The sequence below is a fragment of the Hydrogenophaga sp. genome (assembly GCF_041913525.1).
Lineage (GTDB): Bacteria > Pseudomonadota > Gammaproteobacteria > Burkholderiales > Burkholderiaceae_C > Hydrogenophaga.
On sequence record NZ_JAYSFD010000009.1, the window covers coordinates 115,502 to 136,084 of the forward strand.

The following is a 20,583-nucleotide window of genomic DNA, read 5'->3' on the forward strand; positions in this document are numbered from 1 at the left end:
TTGCTGTGCATTGGGCTGCTGTGCATCGGAATGGCAGTTTCGTGACGGTGGGGCAATTCCCTCTGTCACCAGGGGAGACCTGAGCCTTCACGGTTTCGTCATGGTCATTGACCACACTGCGCCTCGTTTCCAACCCGAGGCCTGCAGAGGCAACCACCAACATGGCGCACCACCCCATCGACGACCTCAATCCCACCGACAACGAACACTTCCAAGACGTGCTGGCACAGGCCAGTGTGTCCCGTCGCCACCTGATCCGTGGCGGCGTTGGCTTGGCTGCGTTGGGCACCGTGCCCTTCCTGGCCGCTTGCGGCGGCGGCGACGCCGCGCCTTCGCCTGCACCCACCGAGGCTGCGCTGGGTTTCAATGCCGTGGCCAAGAGCCTGCTGGACGAGGTAAAGCTGCCCGCCGGCTATACCTATAGCGTGGTGCACGCCACCGGCGACCGTTTGGTCTCCTCCGTGCCTGCTTACTCCAATACCGGCGCAGAACTGGATGCCTGGGAGCAGCGCGTGGGCGACCACCACGACGGCATGGACCTTTTCTACGTGGACGCCAGCGGCCGCTACTCGCGCACCGCCACCGCCCGCGCCGTGCTGGCGGTCAACCACGAAAGCTCGGCCGATTCGCACTTCTGGCACACCAAGGGCCAGACCAGCGGCGGCGTGAACGGCAAGAAGTTCAGCCAGTTCAACGGCTGGGACCTGCTCCCCCGCCCCGAGCTGGAGGTGCTGAAGGAGATCAACCACCACGGTGTGTCCATCGCCGAGGTGCGCAAGGGCGGCGACGGCAAGTGGATCTACACCGTTGACGCGCCCCTGAACCGCCGCGTCAACGGCCAGACGGTGATGCGCATCGCCGGCCCCGCCGCGCACCTGAGCGACATCAAGGCCTTCATGGCCACCGCCTACGACCCCAGTGGCGCCACCTCGCGCGGCACGCTCAACAACTGTGGCCACGGCAAGACCCCCTGGGGCACCTACCTGGCCTGTGAAGAGAACTGGGCCGCCTACTTCTTCATGCCCGCTGGCTCCGTGGACGTGGACGCTAAGACCAAGGCTTCGCGCCAGCGTTACGGCGTGATCCGTGCGCCCTTTGCCGGCACTGGCAACGCAGGCTCGCAGGGCTGGTCGTCGGTGTCCACCACCGACAACCGCTTTACCCGCTTCAACGTCTCCGCCCCGGGCGCCACGGCGGCCGACGATTTCCGCCAAGAGCCCAATACCTTCGGCTACATCGTCGAGATCGACCCGCTCAACCCCAACACCCAGCCTGCCAAGCGCGTGGCCATGGGCCGCTTTGCCCACGAGGCTGCCGTGTGTGGCATTCCCGTGGTGGGCCAGCCGCTGGCCTTCTACATGGGCTGCGATTCGCAGAACGAATACGTCTACAAGTTCGTCTCCACCGCGCTGTGGAGCGAGGCCGACATCGGCGGCGGCATGGTCGCTGGCGACAAGTACCTGAACGAGGGCAAGCTTTATGTCGCCAAGTTCAAGGCCGATGGCACGGGTGAGTGGATCGAATTGAACTTCGCCAACCCGCTCATCTCTGGCTACGCCAACTACAGCTTCGACAACCAGGCCGACGTGCTGGTGAATGCCCGCCTGGCCGCAGACGCCGTGGGCGCCACCAAGATGGACCGCCCGGAGTGGGGTGCCGTGAACCCGAAGAATGGTGAGGTGTACTTCACCATGACCAACAACAGCTCGCGCACCGTGGCCGGCACCGACGCCGCCAACCCGCGCGCTTACCTCGACAACGACGGCAAGGGCCGCTCGGGCAACCCCAACGGCCACATCATTCGCCTGAAGGAGACGGGTGCGGTTAACGCCACGGCCACCGGTTTCCGTTGGGACATCTTCCTCTTCGGCGCCGAAGAAGACGCGGGTGCCGGCATCAACCTCTCGGGTCTGAGCGCCAAAAATGATTTCTCGTCCCCCGATGGCCTGTGGTTCAGCCCGAGCACTGGCATCTGCTGGATTCAGACCGACGACGGCAACTACACCGACGCCACCAACTGCATGCTGCTGGCTGCCATTCCCGGCAGCGTCGGCGACGGTGCCAGCGTGACGGTGAACAACAGCCTCGGTGGCAACACCGCCTCACAGCAGACCTTTATCGGTGCTGCGCTGGGCGATGCCAAGCTGCGCCGCTTCCTGGTAGGCCCCAAGGGTTGTGAGGTCACGGGCATCACCGAAACCGCTGACGGCAAGACGCTGTTCGTGAACATCCAGCACCCGGGCGAAAACACCCCTGCCATCGCGAATGCTGCCGATTTCACGTTTGAGAGCCAGTGGCCTTCCAACGCCGGTTATGGCCCGGGTTCGCGCCCGCGCTCGGCCACCATTGCCATCTCGCGCACCGATGGCGGGGTGATCGGACTCTAAGACGCCTGTCATCAGTCGCCGGCCTTCAGAGAAAGACCCCGGAGGTGTTGGCCTCCGGGGTCTTTGTGTTGGCGTCGCTCTGCCCAGGGCCTTAGGCACCTGGCATGCGACGTTGGCACGATGTTGGTGTTGGGGGTGGATTTCTAGCATGCCCAGACCGATCGGTTTGGTCGGGCACGTAACAGGAATCCACATGACTATCAGAGACAACGTCGTTCGCCGGTGCATCAATGTGCGCGGCCTAGATACGCCCTCGGGACAGGCGCATATTCAGCAGGTGCCGGTCTATTACGAGGAGTACCGGACCAGTGATCAGGCCGACAAGACAGCCGTGATCTTTCCCTTCTTCCTGGGCAGCGCCCATGCGGCAGGGCAGCAGTCCTTGGACGCAAAGGGGCAGGTCATCGAAACAAGGCCTGGGTATTGGGACGCCCTCATCGGCCCCGGCGCCGCCATCGATACCAACGAGTACCGGGTGATCAGCTTCGAGCCCATCCTGAACCCCAACTTCCATCCTGGCCTTATCAATCCCGCCACGGGTAAGCGCTACGCCAGCTCCTTCCCCGGGTACAAGATTGCCGATTACGTCCAGCTCTACAACCGGGCCTTGTCGGCGCTGGGCGTTGACCACGCGAACCTGGTGGCCGGAGCCTCCATGGGCTCCATCCAGGCCATCCAGATGGCGCTGAGCGACCCAGACGGTTTTGATCAACTTCTGCTGGTGGTGCCTGGTTCCTTGTCGCTGGGCGACAAGGCCACGGCCCTTGTGTCGGGTTGGGTAAAGCAACTGGAATCCGATCCCGATTGGAACAACGGCGACTATGACCCCGCCTCGCCACCCAAGGCGGCGCTGGGGGATGTGTTGACCGACTTCTGGTTCCGTGCCATCTACCCGCAGAGCGGCCTGCTGGGCTGGGACCCGCAAGCCATCGATGAATTCAACGAGACCATCAGCGCCATGATGGCGGGCAGCGATGACGAGTTGCCCATCAAGCGCCTGGGCGCCGATTACGTGAGCCACCTGCAAGAAGAACTCAAGCGTAATGGAAAACTGTGCAGTGCCGCTTCCAAGGCCTTTGATGGCTATCTGAAGCAACGCGCTGCCCTGACCGCAGCGGTGGACCACAACATTCTGTTGTGGCAGCTGCGCTCCCTGCTGGACTTCACGGTCGATCTCGCCGGTATCACCTACATCGATGCTCCAGCGGTGGCGCTGGAAGGCAAATCGATGCTGGCTTTGGTGGCGCCCATGGATGATGTCTTGTCGGCCGACAGGGTGGACAGTCTGGAGTTGGTGTTCCGTCTTTTCGGCGGATCTGCCCGGGTGGAGGCGCCATTTGGCAGTGCAGCCCATCGGGTCGGGCTGAACGCGGCGACCTCAAAAGACGCCATGGCTAGGCAGGCCGATGGCCTGATTCGCGGCTTCCTGAGAAACCCTGGCGCAGGCAAGGTGCCAGCTAAGCTGTGAGGGGCCCGAGATGGACAACCCCTCTTCGCGCGCATGGGCGGTCGTGACCCTTACCCCGGTCGATGCCTCGCGAGTGGTTGAGCACTACTTGCAGCTGTCTCGGGAGGAACTGAGCCTTCGCTTTTTCTCGGGGATGCCCGAAGCGCCTGATCGCTTGAGGGAATGGGTGCAATCCACGGTGACGAGCATGCTCAACCGCAACAAGGTTCAACACTTGGGCATCGTCGATCCGCAGGCTAGCGAATCGCTGATCGCGGTGGGATCCTGGGGGCCCAGTCTTGGATTGCCCAAGACTGCTGATTTTGGCGTGAGCGTGGTGCCCAAGTGGCGAGGCAAGGGGCTCACGCTGGCCCTGCTGGACCACGCTTGTACAAAGGCGGTTCAGGCCGGGATGGAGACAATGCGCGTGGACTACCGGCCCGACAACTCGCCTGTGCGGACGCTGCTGCAATCCGTGGCCCTGGTGTTGCCGGTGGGCCAAGGCCAGGCCAGCGCCAAGGCCTCGCTGGGGCCATACGCCATTGAGGTCAGGAAAGTGGTGGAATCCGTGGCCGCGTTTCTGGATGCGGTGGGCATGGGCCCATCGGGCGAAGCCAAGCTCTGACGAGGCAATTAGCCGACGTCGGCTGATCCGGCTTCGTCCTGGAAGCTGTCGCGCACCGTGAACCACACCGAGGTGTGGAACATGGCCGCCATGATGAGCACCAGGGGATAGGCCAGCACGCTCAGCACCTGGGGGCTGCCGATCAACGCGGCCAGCACGCCCAGGGCCAGGCCCACCACCAGGAACACGGCCGCCCAGCCCAGTGTGTACACCAGCATGGCCCACTTATTGGCCCAGCAGGCCAGCAAGCTGAAGAACAGGCTTTTCACCGGGCGCACGCCACGCCAGTACACCAGCGCCGGTGCATGCCAGAAGGCCATCAGCACCGGCGTGTAGAGCAGCATGGCCATCCACAGGCCCGGCTGGTTCAAGGTCTCGCGCATCAGGTCGGTGGCGGCGTCGCTGGCGGCGCCCTGTGTTGCCGCCGGGGCAGGGCCGGCCATCAACAGGGAAAGCGAGATCACCGCGAACAAGGCCGCGGCGTACATGGCACCCAGCACGGCCATCGATTTGCGCTGCTCGGGGCTGCCCCGAAAAGCCGTGGCCAGCACAATGGGCATGGGAAACCGCCCGGCCTCGGCCTCGCGCGTGGCCGCCATCAGACCCAGCGTGGCCGCTGGCACCAGGGCCGCCGCCAGGGCCATGCCCACCACGGGCAAGAGCTGCAGCAGCGACACCACGGCCATGAACATGAAAAACAGCCCCGCCAGGGCCAGGGGCTGGCGCCAGAAGGTCTTGGCGCCCAGCTTCACCCAGGTCAGGCCCGTTCGGGCGGAAACGAGGTTGAGCTTCATGCCGCCACCGCCACACCCGCCAGCCAGCCCGCGGCCGTGTCAGCGTCGATCAGCAGGCAGTGCCGCAACACGCGCTCAAAATGGCCCGGGTCGTGGGGCTTGAGCAAGGCCGCTTCGCGCGGCAGGTAGAAGTCCCACAGGCGAGACAGCCAGAAGCGCAGGGCGCCGGCGCGCATCATGGCCGGTAGCAGTTCGCGCTCGGCCGCGCTCAGGGGACGCACCCGCTGGTAGGCGCCCAGCAAGGCACGCACCCGCTCGGCGTCGTGGCGCCCGCCCACCGTCTCGTCGGCGCTGTGGTCGATGCACCAGTCGTTCAGGCACACGGCCAGGTCGAACAGCCAGGTGTCGTGACCGGCGAAGTAGAAATCAAACACCCCGCTCAGGCGGTGGCCGTCGAACAGGGCGTTGTCGCGGAACAGGTCGGCATGCACCGGGCCGGTGGGCAGGGCGCGGTAGCTGGCCCCGGCGGCCACGTGGTTTTGAAAAGCCAGTTCGGCGCGGATCAGCTCGCTCTGCGCTGGCGAAAGGTAAGGCAACACCACGGGCACGGTGTCGTTCCACCAGCTCAGGCCGCGCAGGTTGGGTTGTTGCCGGTCAAAGTCGCGCCCGGCCAGGTGCATGCGCGCCAGCAGTTCGCCCAGCGCCTCGCAATGGGCCACCGTGGGCGCCAATTCGCTGCGACCGACCAGGCGGTTCACCACCGCCGCCGGCTTGCCCTGCACGCTGTGCAGGATGTTGCCCTTTTCATCGCTGGCGGGATCGGGCACCGGAATGCCCTTGGCCGCCAGGTGCTTCATGAGGTACAGGTAATACGGGAGCTGCTCGAAGCCCAGGCGCTCAAACACAGTGAGCACCGACTGCACCACCTCGCCATCGCGCTCGCTGGTGACGAAGTAGTTGGTGTTCTCGATGCCGCCTTGAATGCCTTGAAGCTCGGTGAGCTGGCCCAGGTGGAGCGATTGCAGCAAGGCGGCGGCTTCGCCGGACGAGACTTCGGTGTAGACGGCCATGGAAACGGTCGGGGGGAGATCAGAAATTCAGGATGCGCCAGCTGCTTCGACCGGCATTGCCGGTGGGTTTCCCACCCGTCTCGCCGGGCATCGGGGCATTGGGTTGCGGCTTGATTTCGTAGGCCGGTGCGCCGTTCTTGGGCTGCACGTCGATGCTCTGCGTCTGCCCGCCTACGCGCAATTCGTCGATGCGGGTGAGGGCATCCTCGTTGGTGATGTGCTCGATGCGGCTGTCGGGACGCTGCGCCGGGGCGGCAGCCGCTGGCGACGAGGGGGTCTGCGCCATGGCCGGGGCGGCCATGAGCAGGGCAGAGACAAGGAAGGAGCAGGGCAGGCGGCGCATACTGCATTGTAGGCAGGCAAGGCCCTTGGCGCGGTGCATTGGGGCCGTCTTCCCCGACAATTGCCCCCATGCCTGACGCCCTTGACCCCCGAGACCCTGCCTCCACGCTGCTGCTGATCGACGGCTCCAGCTACCTCTACCGCGCTTTCCACGCCATGCCCGATCTGCGGGCCGTGCCGGGCGACCCCAACAGCCCGGCCACCGGGGCGATTCGGGGCATCGTGAACATGATGCAAAGCCTGCGCAAGGAAGTGCCCGCGGCCTATGTGGCCTGCGTGTTCGACGCCTCGGGCCCCACCTTCCGTGACGAGCTGTACCCCGAGTACAAGGCCCACCGCAGCCCCATGCCCGACGACCTGCGCGCGCAGATCCCGCCCATTCACGAGGTGGTGCGGCTGCTGGGTTTTCCGGTGCTGGACGTGCCCGGCGTGGAGGCCGATGACGTGATTGGTACCCTGGCGCGCGCCGGGGCCGAGCAGGGCATGACGGTGGTCATCTCCAGCGGCGACAAAGACTTGGCGCAGTTGGTGAACGAGCGCATCAGCATCATCGACACCATGAATGGCAAGAAGCGCGACCTGGCGGGCGTGCTGGCCGAGTTTGGCGTGCCGGCCAGCCTGATGATCGACTTCCAGACCCTGGTGGGTGACGCCATCGACAACGTGCCGGGCGTGGAAAAGGTGGGCCCCAAGACGGCGGCCAAGTGGCTCAACGAATACGGCTCGCTCGATGCCCTGGTGGCGCGGGCTGGCGAGATCAAGGGCGTGGCCGGCGAAAACCTGCGCAAGTCGCTGGACTGGCTGCCCACCGGTCGCCAGTTGCTCACCATCAAGACCGACTGCGACCTCAACGGCTGGGTGCCCGGCCTGCCCTCGCTGGCGGCGCTGCGCGCGGGCGATCCCGACGACACCGCGCTCAAGGCCTTCTACGAGCAATACGGCTTCAAAGGCCTGGCCGCCAAGACGGCGACCAAGGTGGCGCCCGCCGGGCCCGCCTTGGGCGAGACCGGCGGCCTTTTTGACGATCCCGCACCGTCCGTTCAGGCCGACCGCCCGCCACTGAAGTACGACACCATCCTCACCTGGGCCGCCTTCGACGACTGGTTTGCCCGGCTGCAGGCGGCCGAGCTGGTGGCACTGGACACCGAGACCACCTCACTGGACGAAATGCGCGCCGAGATCGTGGGCATCTCCTTTAGTGTGGTGCCCGGCGAGGCGGCCTACATCCCGCTGCGCCACAGCGGCCCCGACGCGCCCGAGCAATTGCCTTTCGATGACGTGCTGGCGCGCTTGAAACCCTGGCTGGAAGACCCGGCCCGCCACAAGCTGGGCCAGCACATCAAATACGACCGCCACGTGTTTGCCAACCACGGCATCGAGGTGCGCGGCTATGTGCACGACACCATGCTGCAGAGCTACGTGCTGGAGGTGCACAAGCCCCACAGCCTGGAAAGCCTGGCCGACCGCCACACCGGGCGCAAGGGCATCTCGTACGAAGACCTGTGCGGCAAGGGTGCGCACCAGATTCCCTTTGCCCAGGTGGACGTGGCCAAGGCCGCCGAGTACTCGTGCGAAGACAGCGACCAGACCCTGGACGTGCACCGCGTGCTGTGGCCGCGCCTGCAGGCCGACGACAAGCTGCGCTTCATCTACGAACTGGAGATCGCCAGCAGCGAAGCGCTGTACCGCATAGAGCGCAACGGCGTGCTGATCGACGGCCCCACGCTGGCGGCGCAGAGCCACGAACTGGGCCAGCGCATCATCGCCCTGGAGCAAGAGGCCTACGCCATCGCCGGCCAGCCCTTCAACCTCTCAAGCCCCAAACAATTGGGCGAAATCTTCTTTGACAAGCTGGGATTGCCCGTCATCAAGAAGACGGCCACCGGGGCGCGCAGCACCGACGAAGAAGTGCTGGAGAAGCTGGCCGAAGACTATCCCCTGCCGGCCAAGATCCTGGAGCACCGCAGCCTGTCCAAGCTCAAGGGCACCTACACCGACAAACTCGCCCAACTGGCCCTGCCACGCACCGGGCGCGTGCACACCCACTACGCGCAGGCCGTGGCGGTGACCGGGCGCTTGTCCAGCAACGACCCCAACCTGCAGAACATCCCCATCCGCACGGCCGAGGGCCGTCGCGTGCGCGAGGCCTTCGTGGCCCCGCCGGGCAGCGTCATCGCCAGCGCCGATTACTCGCAGATCGAGCTGCGCATCATGGCCCACATCAGCGGTGACGCCGCCCTGCTGCGCGCCTTTCACGAGGGGCTGGACGTGCACCGCGCCACCGCCGCCGAGGTGTTCGGCCTGGCGCCCGAGCAGGTGAGCACCGAGCAGCGCCGCTACGCCAAGGTCATCAACTTCGGCCTCATCTACGGCATGAGCAGCTACGGCCTGGCCAAGGCCCTGGGCATCGACAACACGGCGGCCAAGAACTACATCACGCGTTACTTCGAGCGCTTCGAGGGCGTCAAGCGCTACATGGACGACACCCGCGAAAGCGCCAAGGAAAAGGGCTACGTGGAAACCGTGTTCGGTCGCCGGCTCTACCTTCCCGAGATCAAAAGCCCCAACGGCCCGCGCCGCGCGGCCGCCGAGCGCGCGGCCATCAACGCGCCCATGCAGGGCACCGCCGCCGACCTCATCAAGATGAGCATGGTGGCCGTTCAAAAGGCACTGGACGAACAGGCCCGGCGCACCAAGATGGTCTTGCAGGTGCACGATGAACTGGTGTTCGAGGTGCCCGAAGACGAGGTGGACTGGCTGCGCACCGAGATCCCCCGCCTGATGGCTGGCGTGGCGGCGCTGAAGGTGCCGCTGCTGGCCGAGGTGGGCATGGGGCCGAACTGGGAACAGGCTCACTGAGGCCTGTTTCGTGCCGGGGCGGTGAACTTCGCCGCCCTTGAGCGGTCTGTTGCCATTCCCGACCAACCCAAAAAAGGAGACAAGCCATGCTCAAGGAAGACCACGTTCAAGACCTCCACGCCTTGCTGCCCACCACCGGCACCACCACCGGCACCTCGCGCCGCACGGCGCTGAAGGCCGCCCTGGGCGTGGGCTACGCCGCGTCGGCATTGCCGCTGATGGCGCAGACCGCGATCAAGACCCCGTCTGACGGGCTCACCGTGGGTGAGATCACGCTCGACGTGAATGGGTTTGGTGTGCCCGTCTACCGCGCCGCGCCAGCCGGCAAGACCGGTCTGCCGGTGGTGCTGGTGCTGTCTGAGATCTTCGGGGTGCACGAGTACATCGCCGACACCGCCCGCCGCTTTGCCCGGGCTGGCTACCTCGCCCTCGCGCCCGAGCTGTTTGCCCGCCAAGGCGATGCACAGGGCTATGGCGAGATGGCCAAGCTCATCGCCGAGGTCATCAGCAAGGTGCCGGACGCGCAGGTCATGGCCGACCTCGACGCCTGCGTGAAGTGGGCCGCCGCCAATGGTGGCGACGCCAAGCGGGTGGCGGTCACCGGCTTTTGCTGGGGCGGGCGCCAGACCTGGCTCTATGCCGCGCACAACCCGGCCGTGAAGGCGGGGGTGGCCTGGTACGGCCGGCTGGTGGGCGAACCCTCGCCACTCACGCCCAAGCACCCGGTGGATGTGGCCGCCCAACTGCACGCGCCGGTGCTGGGCCTGTACGGCGAGGCCGACACCGGCATTCCGCTTGACACGGTTGCTAAGATGAAAGCAGCTTTGGCCAAAGGCAATGCCGCCGCCAAATCCTCGACCTTCGTGGTCTATCCGGAAGCCCCTCATGCCTTCCACGCCGACTACCGGCCCAGCTTCCGAAAGGGGCCGGCCGAGGACGGCTGGACGCGGGCCTTGAACTGGTTCCGGGAGCACGGTGTGGCCTGACGGCCGCTCCGCGCCACGAGCCCAGGCCGCCCAGTGCGGCCTTTTTTTGCGACCGAAAAACGATGACCCTGATTGCTATCCTGATTGGAACGATTGCTGCCGGTGTGGGCAGCGTGTGGCTGGCGGCCCTGCTGGGCTTTGCCATGCTGGCGCGTTTCACCCAGCACATGCTCAGCCTGGCGGCCGGTGCCCTGTTGGCCACCGCCTTCATGCACTTGCTGCCGGAAGCGTTCGAGAGCGCGGCCAGCGCGCACGAGTTGTTCGCGCTGCTGCTGGGGGGGCTGGTCTTCTTTTTCCTGCTCGACAAGGCCGAGCTGTGGCACCACGGGCATGAACACCACCAGCTCACGTCGGCGGATGCGCCCGAGCACCACCACGGGCACGACCACCCACATGCCCACCCGCATGCCCACGGCCACGCACACCACCATCACCACCACGACCACGCACACCACTATCACCACCACGACCACAGCCCGCGATCGGGCGGCTGGGCGGTGCTGGCCGGTGACAGCGTGCATGCATTTGGTGACGGCATCCTGATCGCCTCGGCCTTCATGGCCGACATGCGACTGGGCGTGGTGGCGGCCCTGGCCGTGCTGGCCCACGAAGTGCCCCACCACATGGGCGACCTGGTGGTGCTGCAGCAGACCTCTCGCACCTCGCGCATGGCCATCGTGAAGGTGTCGCTCGCTGGCACGGTGACGGCTCTCGGCGGCATCGTGGGCTATGTGCTGCTCAACCAGCTGGAAGATTTCTTGCCCTACTTCCTGGTGGCGGCGTCCAGCAGCTTTGTCTACGTGGCCTTGGCTGACCTGATTCCCCAGTTGCAAAAGCGCCTGGGCCTGCGCGCGACGCTGGCGCAGGTGGTGTGGCTGCTGGCGGGCATTGCGCTGGTGACCCTGGTCAGCGGCCTGGCGCACTCGCACTGAGGCGGCGCCGGCCTGGTTCGCCCAGGATCAGCCTCGGGCTCGCGGGGTGCCGGGGGTGTTGCACCAGGCGCTCCAGCTACCGGGGTAGAGCGCCGAGCGGCCCAATCCCGCGACCTCCATGGCCAGCAGGTTGGGCAGGGCGCTCACGCCGCTGCCGCACTGGTGCACCACGCCCGCGGGATCGCGGCCGCCCAGCAGTTGCAGGAATTCTTGCTTCAGTTGCTCGGCGGGTTTAAAGCGGCCATCGGGTCCGATGTTGTCGGCGAAGGGCCGGTTCAGGGCGCCCGGAATGTGGCCGGCCACCGGGTCAAGTGGCTCCACTTCGCCTCGAAACCTGGGGGTGGCCCGGGCGTCAATCACAGTTTGTCCTGGGCTGCCCAGTGCCTGCTGCAGCTCGGTTGTGCCCAGTGCCCGCACCAGCGAATTCCCCAGCACGAAGCGGCCGGGTGAGGGCGTTGGCGTTGGGTCGGCCGTGACGGGGCCACCCGCGGCTTTCCAGGCTGGCAGGCCACCGTTGAGTACCGCCACGGCCTCGTGACCACACCACTTCAGCATCCACCACAGCCGACCGCAGTAATTGGCGCCTTGGCGGTCCAGCACCACCACCTGCTGTTGTGGGTTCAGGCCCCAGGCCACCAGTCGGGCGGCAAAGGCCTCGCGCGAGGGCAGGGGGTGACGCCCGGCACTGGGCGACTGGTCGTGGTCGCTGAGGTCTTGGTCCAGGTCGGCGTGCAGCGAGCCGGGAATGTGTTCCTGGGCGTACTGCGCCTTTCCCGCTTGAGGGTTGCCAAGTTCAAAGCTGGCGTCCAGCACCAGCGGGGTGGGGCCGCTGGCCATCAGGCGCTGCAGCTCGGTGGCTTCGATCAGGGTGGTGTGCATGCCGCGATTGTGCGGCAGGTGTTCTGGTCTCGGGGCGTCAGCGCTCTTCGCCGGGCGCCTGTGGAACGGCCCGGGCGCGCAGCACCGTGGCGGCGATGCCGCTGGCCACGATCAGGCTCATGCCCAGCCACCCGATCAGCGGCAACTGGTCACCGAAGATGAGCAGGCTGAACAAGCCGGCGAACACGATGCCCGAGTACTGCAGGTTGGCCACCAGCATGGTGGCGCCGCTGGAGTAAGCGCGAGTCATGCACAGTTGGCCCAGTGCCGCCAGCACGCCAATGGGCAGAAGCCACAGGGCGCTGGGCCATGTCCATTCGCTTGCGCCCACGAACACCATGCCCAGGGCGCCAGCCAGCACCGCGCCAAAAGAGAAGTAGAAGACGGTGCGGCTCTCGGGCTCGCCCGCCTTGGCCAGGGCCGCCACCTGCAGGTAGGCGAGGGCAGCGAACAGGCCCGACATCAGGCCCACCAGGGCCCCCAGCGCCTGATCGCCGGTGAACGAGGGGCGCAGCATCATGGCCACGCCACCAAAGCCGGCCAACACCGTCAAGAAGAGCGGCCCCTGGCGGCGCAGCTCGCCGCCTCGGCTTTGCATCAGCAGCGAACCACCCAGCAAAAAGGTGGCGATCCAGACGCTGCTCATGTAATTGAGCGTCATGGCCGTGGCCAGTGGGAGCAGGGCGATGGCGTAGAACCAGGCGGTCAGCGAGATCGTGCCCACAATGCTGCGCCACACGTGCATCATGGGCAGCCGGGTGCGAAGGGACACGCCCTGCACGCGGGTCATGGCGTAGATGAACACCATGCCCACCATGCCGCGGTAGCACACGATCTCAAAGCTGTTGAAGTGGGCCGAGGCGAACTTGATGCACACGCCCATGCTCGCGAAGAACAGCGAGGCGAGCACCATCCACAGGGCCTGCATGGATCAGGCCCTGTGTGTGAGGAAGGTGCGAGAGAGGGGCAAGCCCGATCTCAGCCCTTGAGGGCATCGCCCAACTGGCGGCGATACCACTCGTGGAAGTGCTGCATGCCGTCTTCCATGGGGCTTTGGTAAGGGCCGACCTCGTTGTCGCCGCGCGCCAGCAGGGCCTTGCGGCCTGCGTCCATGCGCTCGGCGATCTCGTCGTCCTCGATGCAGGTTTCCATGTAGGCGGCCTGCTGGGCTTCGACGAATTCGCGCTCGAAGGCGACGATTTCCTCGGGGTAGTAGAACTCCACCATGTTCAGCGTCTTGTCCACGCTGATGGGGTGCAGGGTGGAGACGGTGAGCACGTGCGGGTACCACTCGACCATGATGTGCGGGTAGTAGGTCAGCCAGATGGCGCCGTGCTCGGGTGCCTGGCCCTGGCGGTACTGCATGAGTTGCTGGTGCCAGCGCTGGTAGACCGGGCTGCCGGCCTTGCCCAGCAGGTTCTGTGCACCCACCGTCTGCACCGAGTACTCGGGCTTGAACTCCCAGCGCAGGTCTTCGCAGGTGACGAAGTTGCCCAGGCCGGGGTGGAAGGGCGCGACGTGGTAGTCCTCCAGGTAGACCTCAATGAAGGTCTTCCAGTTGTAGTTGCACTCGTGCAGTTCCACGTGGTCGAGCACCATGCCCTCGAAGTTGAGGGCATTGCGCGGGCCCATGTGGGCCAGGTCGGCGTCGATGTCGCGGCCGTTGTCCTCGAACAGCAGGCCGTTCCACTCACGCAGGCCGTAGTTGTTGAGGTTCAGGCAAGGGTCGTGCGAGAAGTGGGGGGCGCCCAGCAACTCGCCAGCCTTGCCGCCGTTGCTGCCGCTGTAGGTCCAGCGGTGCAGCGGGCACACGATGTTGCCGCCGGCGTGGCCAGCTTGCGTGGCCGCCAGGTTGCCGCGGCCTTTGAGCATGACCGCTTGCCGGTGGCGGCAGACGTTGGAGACGAGCTCAATGCCAGACGGGGTGCGCACCAGGGCGCGGCCGCCCTGCTCCTGGGGGAGGGCGTAGTAGTCGCCGACGTTGGGAACCGACAGAGAGTGCCCCACATACCGGGGCCCGCGCTGAAAGATGGTCTCCAGTTCGCGCTGGAACAGCGCTTCATCGAAATAGCTGGAAACCGGAAGTTGGCTTGCGGCCTGCTGCAGTTGAAGACTCAAATCAGACATGTTGTCCTGACCTAAAGACTCCCCCTATGAAGGGGCAGGGTAAGCGCTGTGCTCGTCAGACGAATTCGCGCGGGATGGGTGAAGTGGTGCGTCCCTCCGGGCGTGCAAAGGCCCGTCAGTCATGAAAAAGAGGCGGGATTGTACCCTCGCCCCTGTTTTCAGGGGGGCTTTTGCCCTTGATCGCTAGAATCTTCGGTTTCGTCTGCGGCTTTGGCCAACGGCACATCAGGCTGGCGGCGCCCCTTTGCCGCATGGTCGGCGCTATGCTGAAGCCCCGCGAAACCCTATCCCCCATGAGTACCGCACCCTCCCGTTCCCGCTCTACCCCGGCCGCCCCCCAGGACCCGGTGGCGCCCAGCTACGAAGCCGCGCTTGACGAACTGGAGCGCCTGGTGGCCCAGCTTGACGCCGGCCAATTGCCGCTGGACGAGTTGATGACGCACTACCAGCGCGGCGCCGCGCTGCTGGCTTTCTGTCGCGACAAGTTACAGGCGGTGGAGAACCAGATCAAGGTGCTGGAGGCCAACGAACTCAAACCCTGGGACGCCGCGTGAGCCGCCTTGACCCCAACCTGAACTTTCCCGCCTGGCGCAGCGCGCAGCAGGCCGCCATTGAGGCCGCGCTGGAGCGCTTCGTGCCGCTGGATGCCCCCGCCCGCCTGGGCGAAGCCATGCGCTACGCCGTGCTCGACGGTGGAAAACGCCTGCGGCCCTTGCTCGTGCTGGCCAGTTGCGAAGCGGTGACCGGCCACCGCGAGGCCGCCATGCGCGCGGCCTGCGCGGTGGAGCTGATCCACGCCTATTCCCTTGTGCACGACGACATGCCCTGCATGGACAACGACGTGCTGCGCCGCGGCAAGCCCACGGTGCATGTTGCATTTGGCGAGGCCCAGGCCCTGCTGGCCGGCGACGCACTGCAAGCCCTGGCCTTTGAACTGCTGGTGCCCGGCGATGGCAGCATCGCGCCCGCCCTTAGCGCCGATCTGTGTCGGCGCCTGGCCCTGGCGGCCGGGGCCGATGGCATGGCGGGTGGCCAAGCCGTCGACCTTGCCAGCGTGGGGCTTGCCCTTGATCAACCGGCCCTGGAAGGCATGCACCGGCGCAAGACCGGCGCCCTTCTTCAGGCCAGCGTGATGATGGGCGCCGCCACCGGCGCGCCCGCGGCCACCACCTTGGCGGCGCTGGCCGACTACGGGGCCAGCATCGGGCTGGCCTTCCAGGTGGTGGACGACATTCTGGATGTCACGGCCGACTCGGCCACCTTGGGCAAGACCGCGGGCAAGGACGCCGCGGCCGACAAGCCCACCTTCGTGTCTCTGATGGGCCTGGACGCCGCGCAGGCCTATGCCGATGCGGTGCTGGCCAAGGCCCACGAGGCCCTGGACCGCAGCGGCATTTCGCAGAGCGCCACCTTGCATGCCCTGGCCGATTGGGTGGGCCGCCGCGCCTCCTGACCGCCTCGATCCTCTGAAGCGAAACCGACCATGAGTTCCTTGCTTGCCTCCATCGATCTGCCGGCCGACCTCCGCCGCCTCTCCCGGCAGCAGTTGCCCGCTTTGGCGCAGGAGCTGCGTGGCTTCGTGCTGGACAGCGTGTCCAAGACCGGAGGGCACCTCAGCTCGAACCTCGGCACGGTCGAGCTGACCATCGCGCTGCACTACGTGTTCAACACGCCCGAAGACCGCCTGGTGTGGGACGTGGGTCACCAGACCTATCCTCACAAGATCCTCACCGGACGGCGCGACCGCATGCACACCCTTCGGCAATTGGGTGGCATCAGCGGCTTTCCGCGCCGCGACGAGAGTGAATACGACACCTTCGGCACCGCCCACTCGTCCACCAGCATCTCCGCCGCCCTGGGCATGGCCCTGGCGGCCAAGGCGCAAGGCTCCGATCGCAAGGCGGTGGCCATCATCGGCGACGGCGCCATGACCGCCGGCATGGCCTTCGAGGCCCTGAACAACGCTGGCGTGGCCGATGGCCGCCTGCTGGTGGTGCTCAACGACAACGACATGTCGATCTCGCCGCCCGTGGGCGCGCTCAACCGCTACCTGGCCCAGCTCATGAGCGGGCAGTTCTACGCGGCGGCCAAGAACGTGGGCAAGCAGGTGCTCAAGGGCGCGCCACCGCTGTTCGAGCTGGCCAAGCGCCTGGAAGAGCACGCCAAAGGCATGGTGGTGCCCGCCACGCTGTTTGAAAAATTTGGCTTCAACTACATCGGCCCCATCGACGGCCACGACCTGGACTCGCTGATCCCCACGCTGGAGAACATCAAGAACCTGCTGGACCGCGACGAAGGCCCACAGTTTCTGCACGTGGTCACCAAGAAGGGGCAAGGCTACAAGCTGGCCGAGGCCGACCCGGTGGCCTACCACGGTCCTGGCGCTTTTGACCCCGCCGTGGGCCTCACCAAGCCCGCCACGCCGCCCAAGACCACCTTCACCCAGGTGTTCGGCAAGTGGCTGTGCGACATGGCCGCCGCCGACGAGCGCCTGGTGGGCATCACGCCGGCCATGCGCGAAGGCTCGGGCATGGTGGAGTTTGAAAAGCGTTTCCCCAAGCGCTACTTCGACGTGGGCATCGCCGAGCAGCACGCCGTCACCTTCGCCGCTGGCTTGGCCTGCGAGGGCATGAAGCCCGTGGTGGCGATCTACTCCACCTTTCTGCAACGCGGCTACGACCAGCTGGTGCACGACGTGGCGCTACAAAACCTGCCCGTGGTGTTCGCGCTGGACCGCGCCGGTATCGTGGGGGCCGACGGTGCCACTCACGCAGGTGCGTATGACATCGCCTTTCTGCGCTGCATTCCCAACATGGCGGTGGCCTGCCCGGCCGACGAGGCCGAGTGCCGCCAGTTGCTCACCACCGCCTACGAGCAGAACCACCCGGTGGCCGTGCGCTACCCGCGTGGCGCAGGCGTGGGCGCTGCAGTGCCCACGCACCTGGACGCGCTGCCCTATGGCAAGGGCGAGGTGCGCCGCTCGGGCCGGCGAATCGCCATCCTGGCCTTCGGCACCATGCTCTACCCTGCCTTGGCCGCCGCTGAGCGGCTGAACGCCACCGTGGCCAATATGCGCTGGGCCAAGCCACTGGACACGGACCTCTTGCACGAACTGGCCCAGACCCATGACGCCATCGTCACGGTGGAAGAAGGCTGCGTCATGGGCGGCGCCGGCAGTGCGGTGCTGGAGGCGCTGCAACTTCAAGGGCGTGCCGTGCCGGTGCTGCAGCTGGGTCTGCCCGATGAATTCATCGAGCACGGTGACCCGGCCAAGCTGCTGTCTCAGGTGGGGCTGGACGCGGGTGGTATCGAGCGTTCGATTCGCCAGGCCTTTGGCCCATTGCTGGATGAAGAAAACGGGGCGCAGGCACGAGCTGCCTGAGACGGGTTCCTGAGGGTTTACACCAGTTGGCGGCGTCAGGGTTGAGAAAACGCCCCTCACCTACAATCCCCGCACCGACCAACATCCGCACGCAGCCCGTCAGACCAGCGACAGGCTGCGTGTTTCTTTATCTGTCATCGGATAGTGGGCCTGCGTCGGTGTTCACAAGACATGGGAATCACAATGGGTGCATTGCTTAAGTTCTCGCGGGCCATCGACTGGCTCAATGCCCAGGTGGGCAAATACGCGATCTGGCTGATCATGGGTTCCACCCTGATCAGCGCTCTCAACGCCGTTGTTCGCTACACGTTCAACACCAGTTCGAACGCCATGCTGGAGATTCAGTGGTATCTCTTTGCCTGGTCCTTCCTGATCGCCGCGGCCTTCACGCTGCTCAACCGCGAGCACGTGCGCATCGACGTCATCAACAGCCGGCTGTCGAAGAAAACGCAGATGTGGATCGACATCATCGGCTTCGCCTTCTTCCTTACGCCTGTGTGTCTGTTGGTGCTGGACTTCTGCATCCCCATGCTGATTCAGAAATACCAGTCGGGCGAGATGTCGGGCAACCCAGGTGGTCTCATCCGCTGGCCCGTGTGGCTGGCCATTCCCGTGGGCTTTACCTTGCTCATGCTGCAAGGGTGGTCCGAGTTGATCAAGCGCGTCGCCTTCCTGCGTGGGCAGGGGCCTGACCCGACCCTGAAGGCTGGAGAGAAATCCGCTGAGGAGGAACTGGCCGAGATCCTGCGCCAGCGCGAAGCCTCCAAGACGGAAGCCACCTCTCACTGATCGCACAGGGACGTCACCATGGAATTCATCACGACCAACTACGCCCCGATCATGTTCGCGGGGCTGATCATGTTTCTGCTGCTGGGCTTCCCGGTGGCATTCAGCCTTGGGGCCTGCGGCCTCGCCTTCGGTGTCATCGGCATCGAGCTGGGGGTGTTTCCCTCGTCGGTCATGGCGTGGCTGCCGCAGCGCCTCATCGGCATCATGGCCAACGACACCTTGCTGGCCGTGCCTTTCTTCACCCTGATGGGGCTGATTCTTGAACGAAGCGGCATGGCGGAAGACCTGCTTGACACCGTGGGCCAGGTGTTCGGCCCCATGCGTGGCGGTCTCGCGCTGGCGGTGATCTTCGTCGGCGCGCTGCTGGCGGCCACCACCGGCGTGGTCGCCGCTTCGGTGATCTCGATGGGCCTGATCTCGCTGCCCATCATGCTGCGCTACGGCTATGACCGAAAGTTCTCCAGTGGCGTGATCGCAGCGTCCGGCACCCTGGCCCAGATCATTCCGCCCTCGCTGGTGCTCATCATCATGGCCGACCAGCTCGGCCGCAGCGTGGGCGACATGTACAAGGGAGCGTTCATTCCTGCCTTCATGCTGGTGGGCCTGTATGTGCTGTACGTGGTCTTTCTCGCCATCTTCAAGCCGCACAGCGTGCCGGCCTTGCCGCCCGAAGCCCGTGTGTACCGCGAGCCCAATGGCGATTCTGGCTACGTGTCGCTATCCGTTCTGATGGGTCTTTCTTTCCTGGTGTCCATCGTGCTGGCCCGCTACATGCCCGAGGTTCACACCTGGTGGCTGGGCGAGGAAGTGACCTCGGTGCCCACCGACGAGAAGATCGTGGTGGCCATGTGCGGCGGTACCTTCGTGGCGCTGGTGATCGCGCTGGCCAACAAATACGCCAAGCTGGGTCTGCTCTCGCGTCTGGCAGAGCGCGTGACCTTCGTGCTGATCCCGCCGCTGCTGCTGATTTTCCTGGTGCTGGGCACCATCTTCCTGGGCGTGGCCACCCCCACCGAAGGCGGCGCCATGGGTGCCGTGGGTGCCATGGTCATGGCCTGGGTGCGCAAGCGACTGGACATGAAGTTGCTGCAGCAGGCGCTGGCCAGCACCACCAAGCTGGGCAGCTTCGTGATGTTCATCCTGATCGGCGCCACGATCTTCGGCCTGGTTTTCCAGGCGGCCGATGGCCCGAAGTGGGTGGAGCATCTGCTGTCGGGCTTGCCTGGCGGGCCGGTGGGTTTCCTGATCGTGGTGAACGTCATGATCTTCTTCCTGGCCTTCTTCCTGGACTACTTTGAGCTGTCCTTCATCGTGGTGCCGCTGCTGGCCCCGGTGGCAGAGAAGCTGGGCATCGACCTGATCTGGTTCGGCGTGCTGTTGGCGGTCAACATGCAGACGTCGTTCATGCACCCGCCCTTCGGTTTCGCCTTGTTCTTCCTTCGCTCGGTGGCGCCGGACAAACCCTATGTGGACCGCGTTACCCAGAAGGTGATGGACCCGGTCACCACCATGCAGATCTACAAGGGCGCCATTCCCTTTGTGCTGATCCAGCTGGTGATGGTGGGTGTGCTGATTGCCTTCCCGGGTCTGGTCACTGGCAACCTCGACAAGGTCGAGAACTACGACCTCAAGGCCGTGGGTGAGCAGATGCAAGAGCAACTGTCTCCTGATGCTGAGCAGGGGGGCTATGGCAGTGACGAGGCGGGCGATGCGGAAGAGTCTGCACCTTCCGAGCCATCTGTTGACACGGAGCCCGCCGCGAAGGAGTCGTCGCAAGAAGACGACCCCATGAAGGCCATGCAGGATGCGTTGAAACAGAAGTGACGCTTCGCCAGGTCGGCGTCTTTGGGCGCCGGCCTAGCTGACCTTTCAGTTTCATGACGCGCACCAAATGCTCAAGGGAAAACCCTTTGCGCTCGAGAGCATGAGCTGCGCCGATAGTCAATAGAATGAAGACCGACTTCACAGTCTTGGCGTGACCCACGAGGCAACGCCATTTTTTTTCCCACTAGCAAATCCTGGAG

At 65.4% G+C, this 20,583-nt stretch carries 17 protein-coding genes; 11 read left to right on the top strand and 6 right to left on the bottom strand.

Annotated elements, in window-relative coordinates; genetic code table 11:
• Positions 1-161 precede the first annotated feature (161 nt).
• From ACE3RQ_RS12685 to ACE3RQ_RS12695, 3 genes are all read left to right on the top strand, one after another.
• A complete protein-coding gene (locus tag ACE3RQ_RS12685) occupies positions 162-2,387 on the top strand; it encodes a PhoX family phosphatase (protein ID WP_374522379.1) in 2,226 nt (741 codons plus the stop codon).
• Between the two features lie 193 nt (positions 2,388-2,580).
• Positions 2,581-3,855 carry an alpha/beta fold hydrolase gene (locus ACE3RQ_RS12690; RefSeq protein WP_374522380.1) on the top strand — a complete coding sequence of 425 codons (1,275 nt, stop codon included), beginning with the start codon at positions 2,581-2,583 and terminating at the stop codon, positions 3,853-3,855.
• A 187-nt stretch (positions 3,856-4,042) separates the two neighbouring features.
• Entirely contained in the window at positions 4,043-4,459 is a 417-nt protein-coding gene (locus ACE3RQ_RS12695; protein WP_374522381.1) for an N-acetyltransferase family protein, read from the top strand.
• Positions 4,460-4,467: 8 nt separating this feature from the next.
• Here ACE3RQ_RS12695 and ACE3RQ_RS12700 read toward each other — a convergent pair whose 3' ends face one another.
• The 3 genes from ACE3RQ_RS12700 to ACE3RQ_RS12710 are packed head-to-tail and all read right to left on the bottom strand — an operon-like array spanning position 4,468 to position 6,606.
• Positions 4,468-5,253: a BPSS1780 family membrane protein gene (locus ACE3RQ_RS12700; protein WP_374522382.1), complete on the bottom strand. Its 786-nt coding sequence runs from the start codon at positions 5,251-5,253 to the stop codon at positions 4,468-4,470.
• Positions 5,250-6,263, bottom strand: coding sequence for a homoserine kinase (locus ACE3RQ_RS12705; RefSeq protein WP_374522383.1), 1,014 nt, complete (start codon positions 6,261-6,263; stop codon positions 5,250-5,252). Before ACE3RQ_RS12705 ends, ACE3RQ_RS12700 begins: the two co-directional genes overlap by 4 nt.
• A gap of 19 nt (positions 6,264-6,282) precedes the next feature.
• Positions 6,283-6,606 (bottom strand): hypothetical protein, encoded by a 324-nt coding sequence (locus ACE3RQ_RS12710; protein ID WP_374522384.1) that lies wholly within the window; start codon positions 6,604-6,606, stop codon positions 6,283-6,285.
• A gap of 68 nt (positions 6,607-6,674) precedes the next feature.
• On the opposite strand from ACE3RQ_RS12710, the gene polA reads away from it, so the two are divergent.
• From polA to ACE3RQ_RS12725, 3 genes are all read left to right on the top strand, one after another.
• Positions 6,675-9,464, top strand: a complete 2,790-nt coding sequence (gene polA, locus ACE3RQ_RS12715) for a DNA polymerase I (protein WP_374522385.1) — start codon at positions 6,675-6,677, stop codon at positions 9,462-9,464.
• An 86-nt stretch (positions 9,465-9,550) separates the two neighbouring features.
• Entirely contained in the window at positions 9,551-10,450 is a 900-nt protein-coding gene (locus ACE3RQ_RS12720) for a dienelactone hydrolase family protein (RefSeq protein WP_374522386.1), read from the top strand.
• Between the two features lie 62 nt (positions 10,451-10,512).
• Entirely contained in the window at positions 10,513-11,382 is an 870-nt protein-coding gene (locus ACE3RQ_RS12725; RefSeq protein ID WP_374522387.1) for a ZIP family metal transporter, read from the top strand.
• A gap of 27 nt (positions 11,383-11,409) precedes the next feature.
• Here ACE3RQ_RS12725 and ACE3RQ_RS12730 read toward each other — a convergent pair whose 3' ends face one another.
• From ACE3RQ_RS12730 to ACE3RQ_RS12740, 3 genes are read right to left on the bottom strand one after another with little or no spacing between them, the layout of a single operon-like run.
• A complete protein-coding gene (locus tag ACE3RQ_RS12730) occupies positions 11,410-12,261 on the bottom strand; it encodes a sulfurtransferase (RefSeq protein WP_374522388.1) in 852 nt (283 codons plus the stop codon).
• Between the two features lie 37 nt (positions 12,262-12,298).
• Positions 12,299-13,189: a DMT family transporter gene (locus ACE3RQ_RS12735; RefSeq protein WP_374522389.1), complete on the bottom strand. Its 891-nt coding sequence runs from the start codon at positions 13,187-13,189 to the stop codon at positions 12,299-12,301.
• 50 nt (positions 13,190-13,239) lie between these two features.
• Positions 13,240-14,388, bottom strand: a complete 1,149-nt coding sequence (locus tag ACE3RQ_RS12740; protein ID WP_374522390.1) for an aromatic ring-hydroxylating dioxygenase subunit alpha — start codon at positions 14,386-14,388, stop codon at positions 13,240-13,242.
• A gap of 293 nt (positions 14,389-14,681) precedes the next feature.
• On the opposite strand from ACE3RQ_RS12740, the gene xseB reads away from it, so the two are divergent.
• From xseB to ACE3RQ_RS12765, 5 genes are all read left to right on the top strand, one after another.
• The gene (gene xseB / locus ACE3RQ_RS12745; RefSeq protein WP_374522391.1) at positions 14,682-14,942 is read left to right on the top strand and encodes an exodeoxyribonuclease VII small subunit; all 261 of its coding nucleotides are present in this window, start codon (positions 14,682-14,684) and stop codon (positions 14,940-14,942) included.
• Entirely contained in the window at positions 14,939-15,841 is a 903-nt protein-coding gene (locus ACE3RQ_RS12750; protein ID WP_374522392.1) for a polyprenyl synthetase family protein, read from the top strand. Before xseB ends, ACE3RQ_RS12750 begins: the two co-directional genes overlap by 4 nt.
• Positions 15,842-15,871: 30 nt before the next feature.
• Entirely contained in the window at positions 15,872-17,770 is a 1,899-nt protein-coding gene (dxs, locus tag ACE3RQ_RS12755; RefSeq protein ID WP_374522393.1) for a 1-deoxy-D-xylulose-5-phosphate synthase, read from the top strand.
• A 183-nt stretch (positions 17,771-17,953) separates the two neighbouring features.
• Entirely contained in the window at positions 17,954-18,559 is a 606-nt protein-coding gene (locus ACE3RQ_RS12760; protein WP_374522394.1) for a TRAP transporter small permease subunit, read from the top strand.
• 18 nt (positions 18,560-18,577) lie between these two features.
• Positions 18,578-20,383, top strand: coding sequence for a TRAP transporter large permease subunit (locus ACE3RQ_RS12765; RefSeq protein ID WP_374522395.1), 1,806 nt, complete (start codon positions 18,578-18,580; stop codon positions 20,381-20,383).
• Positions 20,384-20,583 lie beyond the last annotated feature (200 nt).

Excerpts from the sequence above, each read along its gene's own strand:
- ACE3RQ_RS12705 (WP_374522383.1), bottom strand. The coding sequence starts at position 6,263 with ATGGCCGTCTACACCGAAGTCTCGTCCGGCGAAGCCGCCGCCTTGCTG.
- ACE3RQ_RS12695 (WP_374522381.1), top strand. The coding sequence starts at position 4,043 with ATGCTCAACCGCAACAAGGTTCAACACTTGGGCATCGTCGATCCGCAG.
- xseB (WP_374522391.1), top strand. The coding sequence starts at position 14,682 with ATGAGTACCGCACCCTCCCGTTCCCGCTCTACCCCGGCCGCCCCCCAG.
- ACE3RQ_RS12710 (WP_374522384.1), bottom strand. The coding sequence starts at position 6,606 with ATGCGCCGCCTGCCCTGCTCCTTCCTTGTCTCTGCCCTGCTCATGGCC.
- dxs (WP_374522393.1), top strand. The coding sequence starts at position 15,872 with ATGAGTTCCTTGCTTGCCTCCATCGATCTGCCGGCCGACCTCCGCCGC.
- ACE3RQ_RS12740 (WP_374522390.1), bottom strand. The coding sequence starts at position 14,388 with ATGTCTGATTTGAGTCTTCAACTGCAGCAGGCCGCAAGCCAACTTCCG.
- ACE3RQ_RS12760 (WP_374522394.1), top strand. The coding sequence starts at position 17,954 with ATGGGTGCATTGCTTAAGTTCTCGCGGGCCATCGACTGGCTCAATGCC.
- ACE3RQ_RS12690 (WP_374522380.1), top strand. The coding sequence starts at position 2,581 with ATGACTATCAGAGACAACGTCGTTCGCCGGTGCATCAATGTGCGCGGC.
- ACE3RQ_RS12765 (WP_374522395.1), top strand. The coding sequence starts at position 18,578 with ATGGAATTCATCACGACCAACTACGCCCCGATCATGTTCGCGGGGCTG.
- ACE3RQ_RS12725 (WP_374522387.1), top strand. The coding sequence starts at position 10,513 with ATGACCCTGATTGCTATCCTGATTGGAACGATTGCTGCCGGTGTGGGC.
- ACE3RQ_RS12700 (WP_374522382.1), bottom strand. The coding sequence starts at position 5,253 with ATGAAGCTCAACCTCGTTTCCGCCCGAACGGGCCTGACCTGGGTGAAG.
- ACE3RQ_RS12730 (WP_374522388.1), bottom strand. The coding sequence starts at position 12,261 with ATGCACACCACCCTGATCGAAGCCACCGAGCTGCAGCGCCTGATGGCC.
- ACE3RQ_RS12735 (WP_374522389.1), bottom strand. The coding sequence starts at position 13,189 with ATGCAGGCCCTGTGGATGGTGCTCGCCTCGCTGTTCTTCGCGAGCATG.
- polA (WP_374522385.1), top strand. The coding sequence starts at position 6,675 with ATGCCTGACGCCCTTGACCCCCGAGACCCTGCCTCCACGCTGCTGCTG.
- ACE3RQ_RS12720 (WP_374522386.1), top strand. The coding sequence starts at position 9,551 with ATGCTCAAGGAAGACCACGTTCAAGACCTCCACGCCTTGCTGCCCACC.
- ACE3RQ_RS12685 (WP_374522379.1), top strand. The coding sequence starts at position 162 with ATGGCGCACCACCCCATCGACGACCTCAATCCCACCGACAACGAACAC.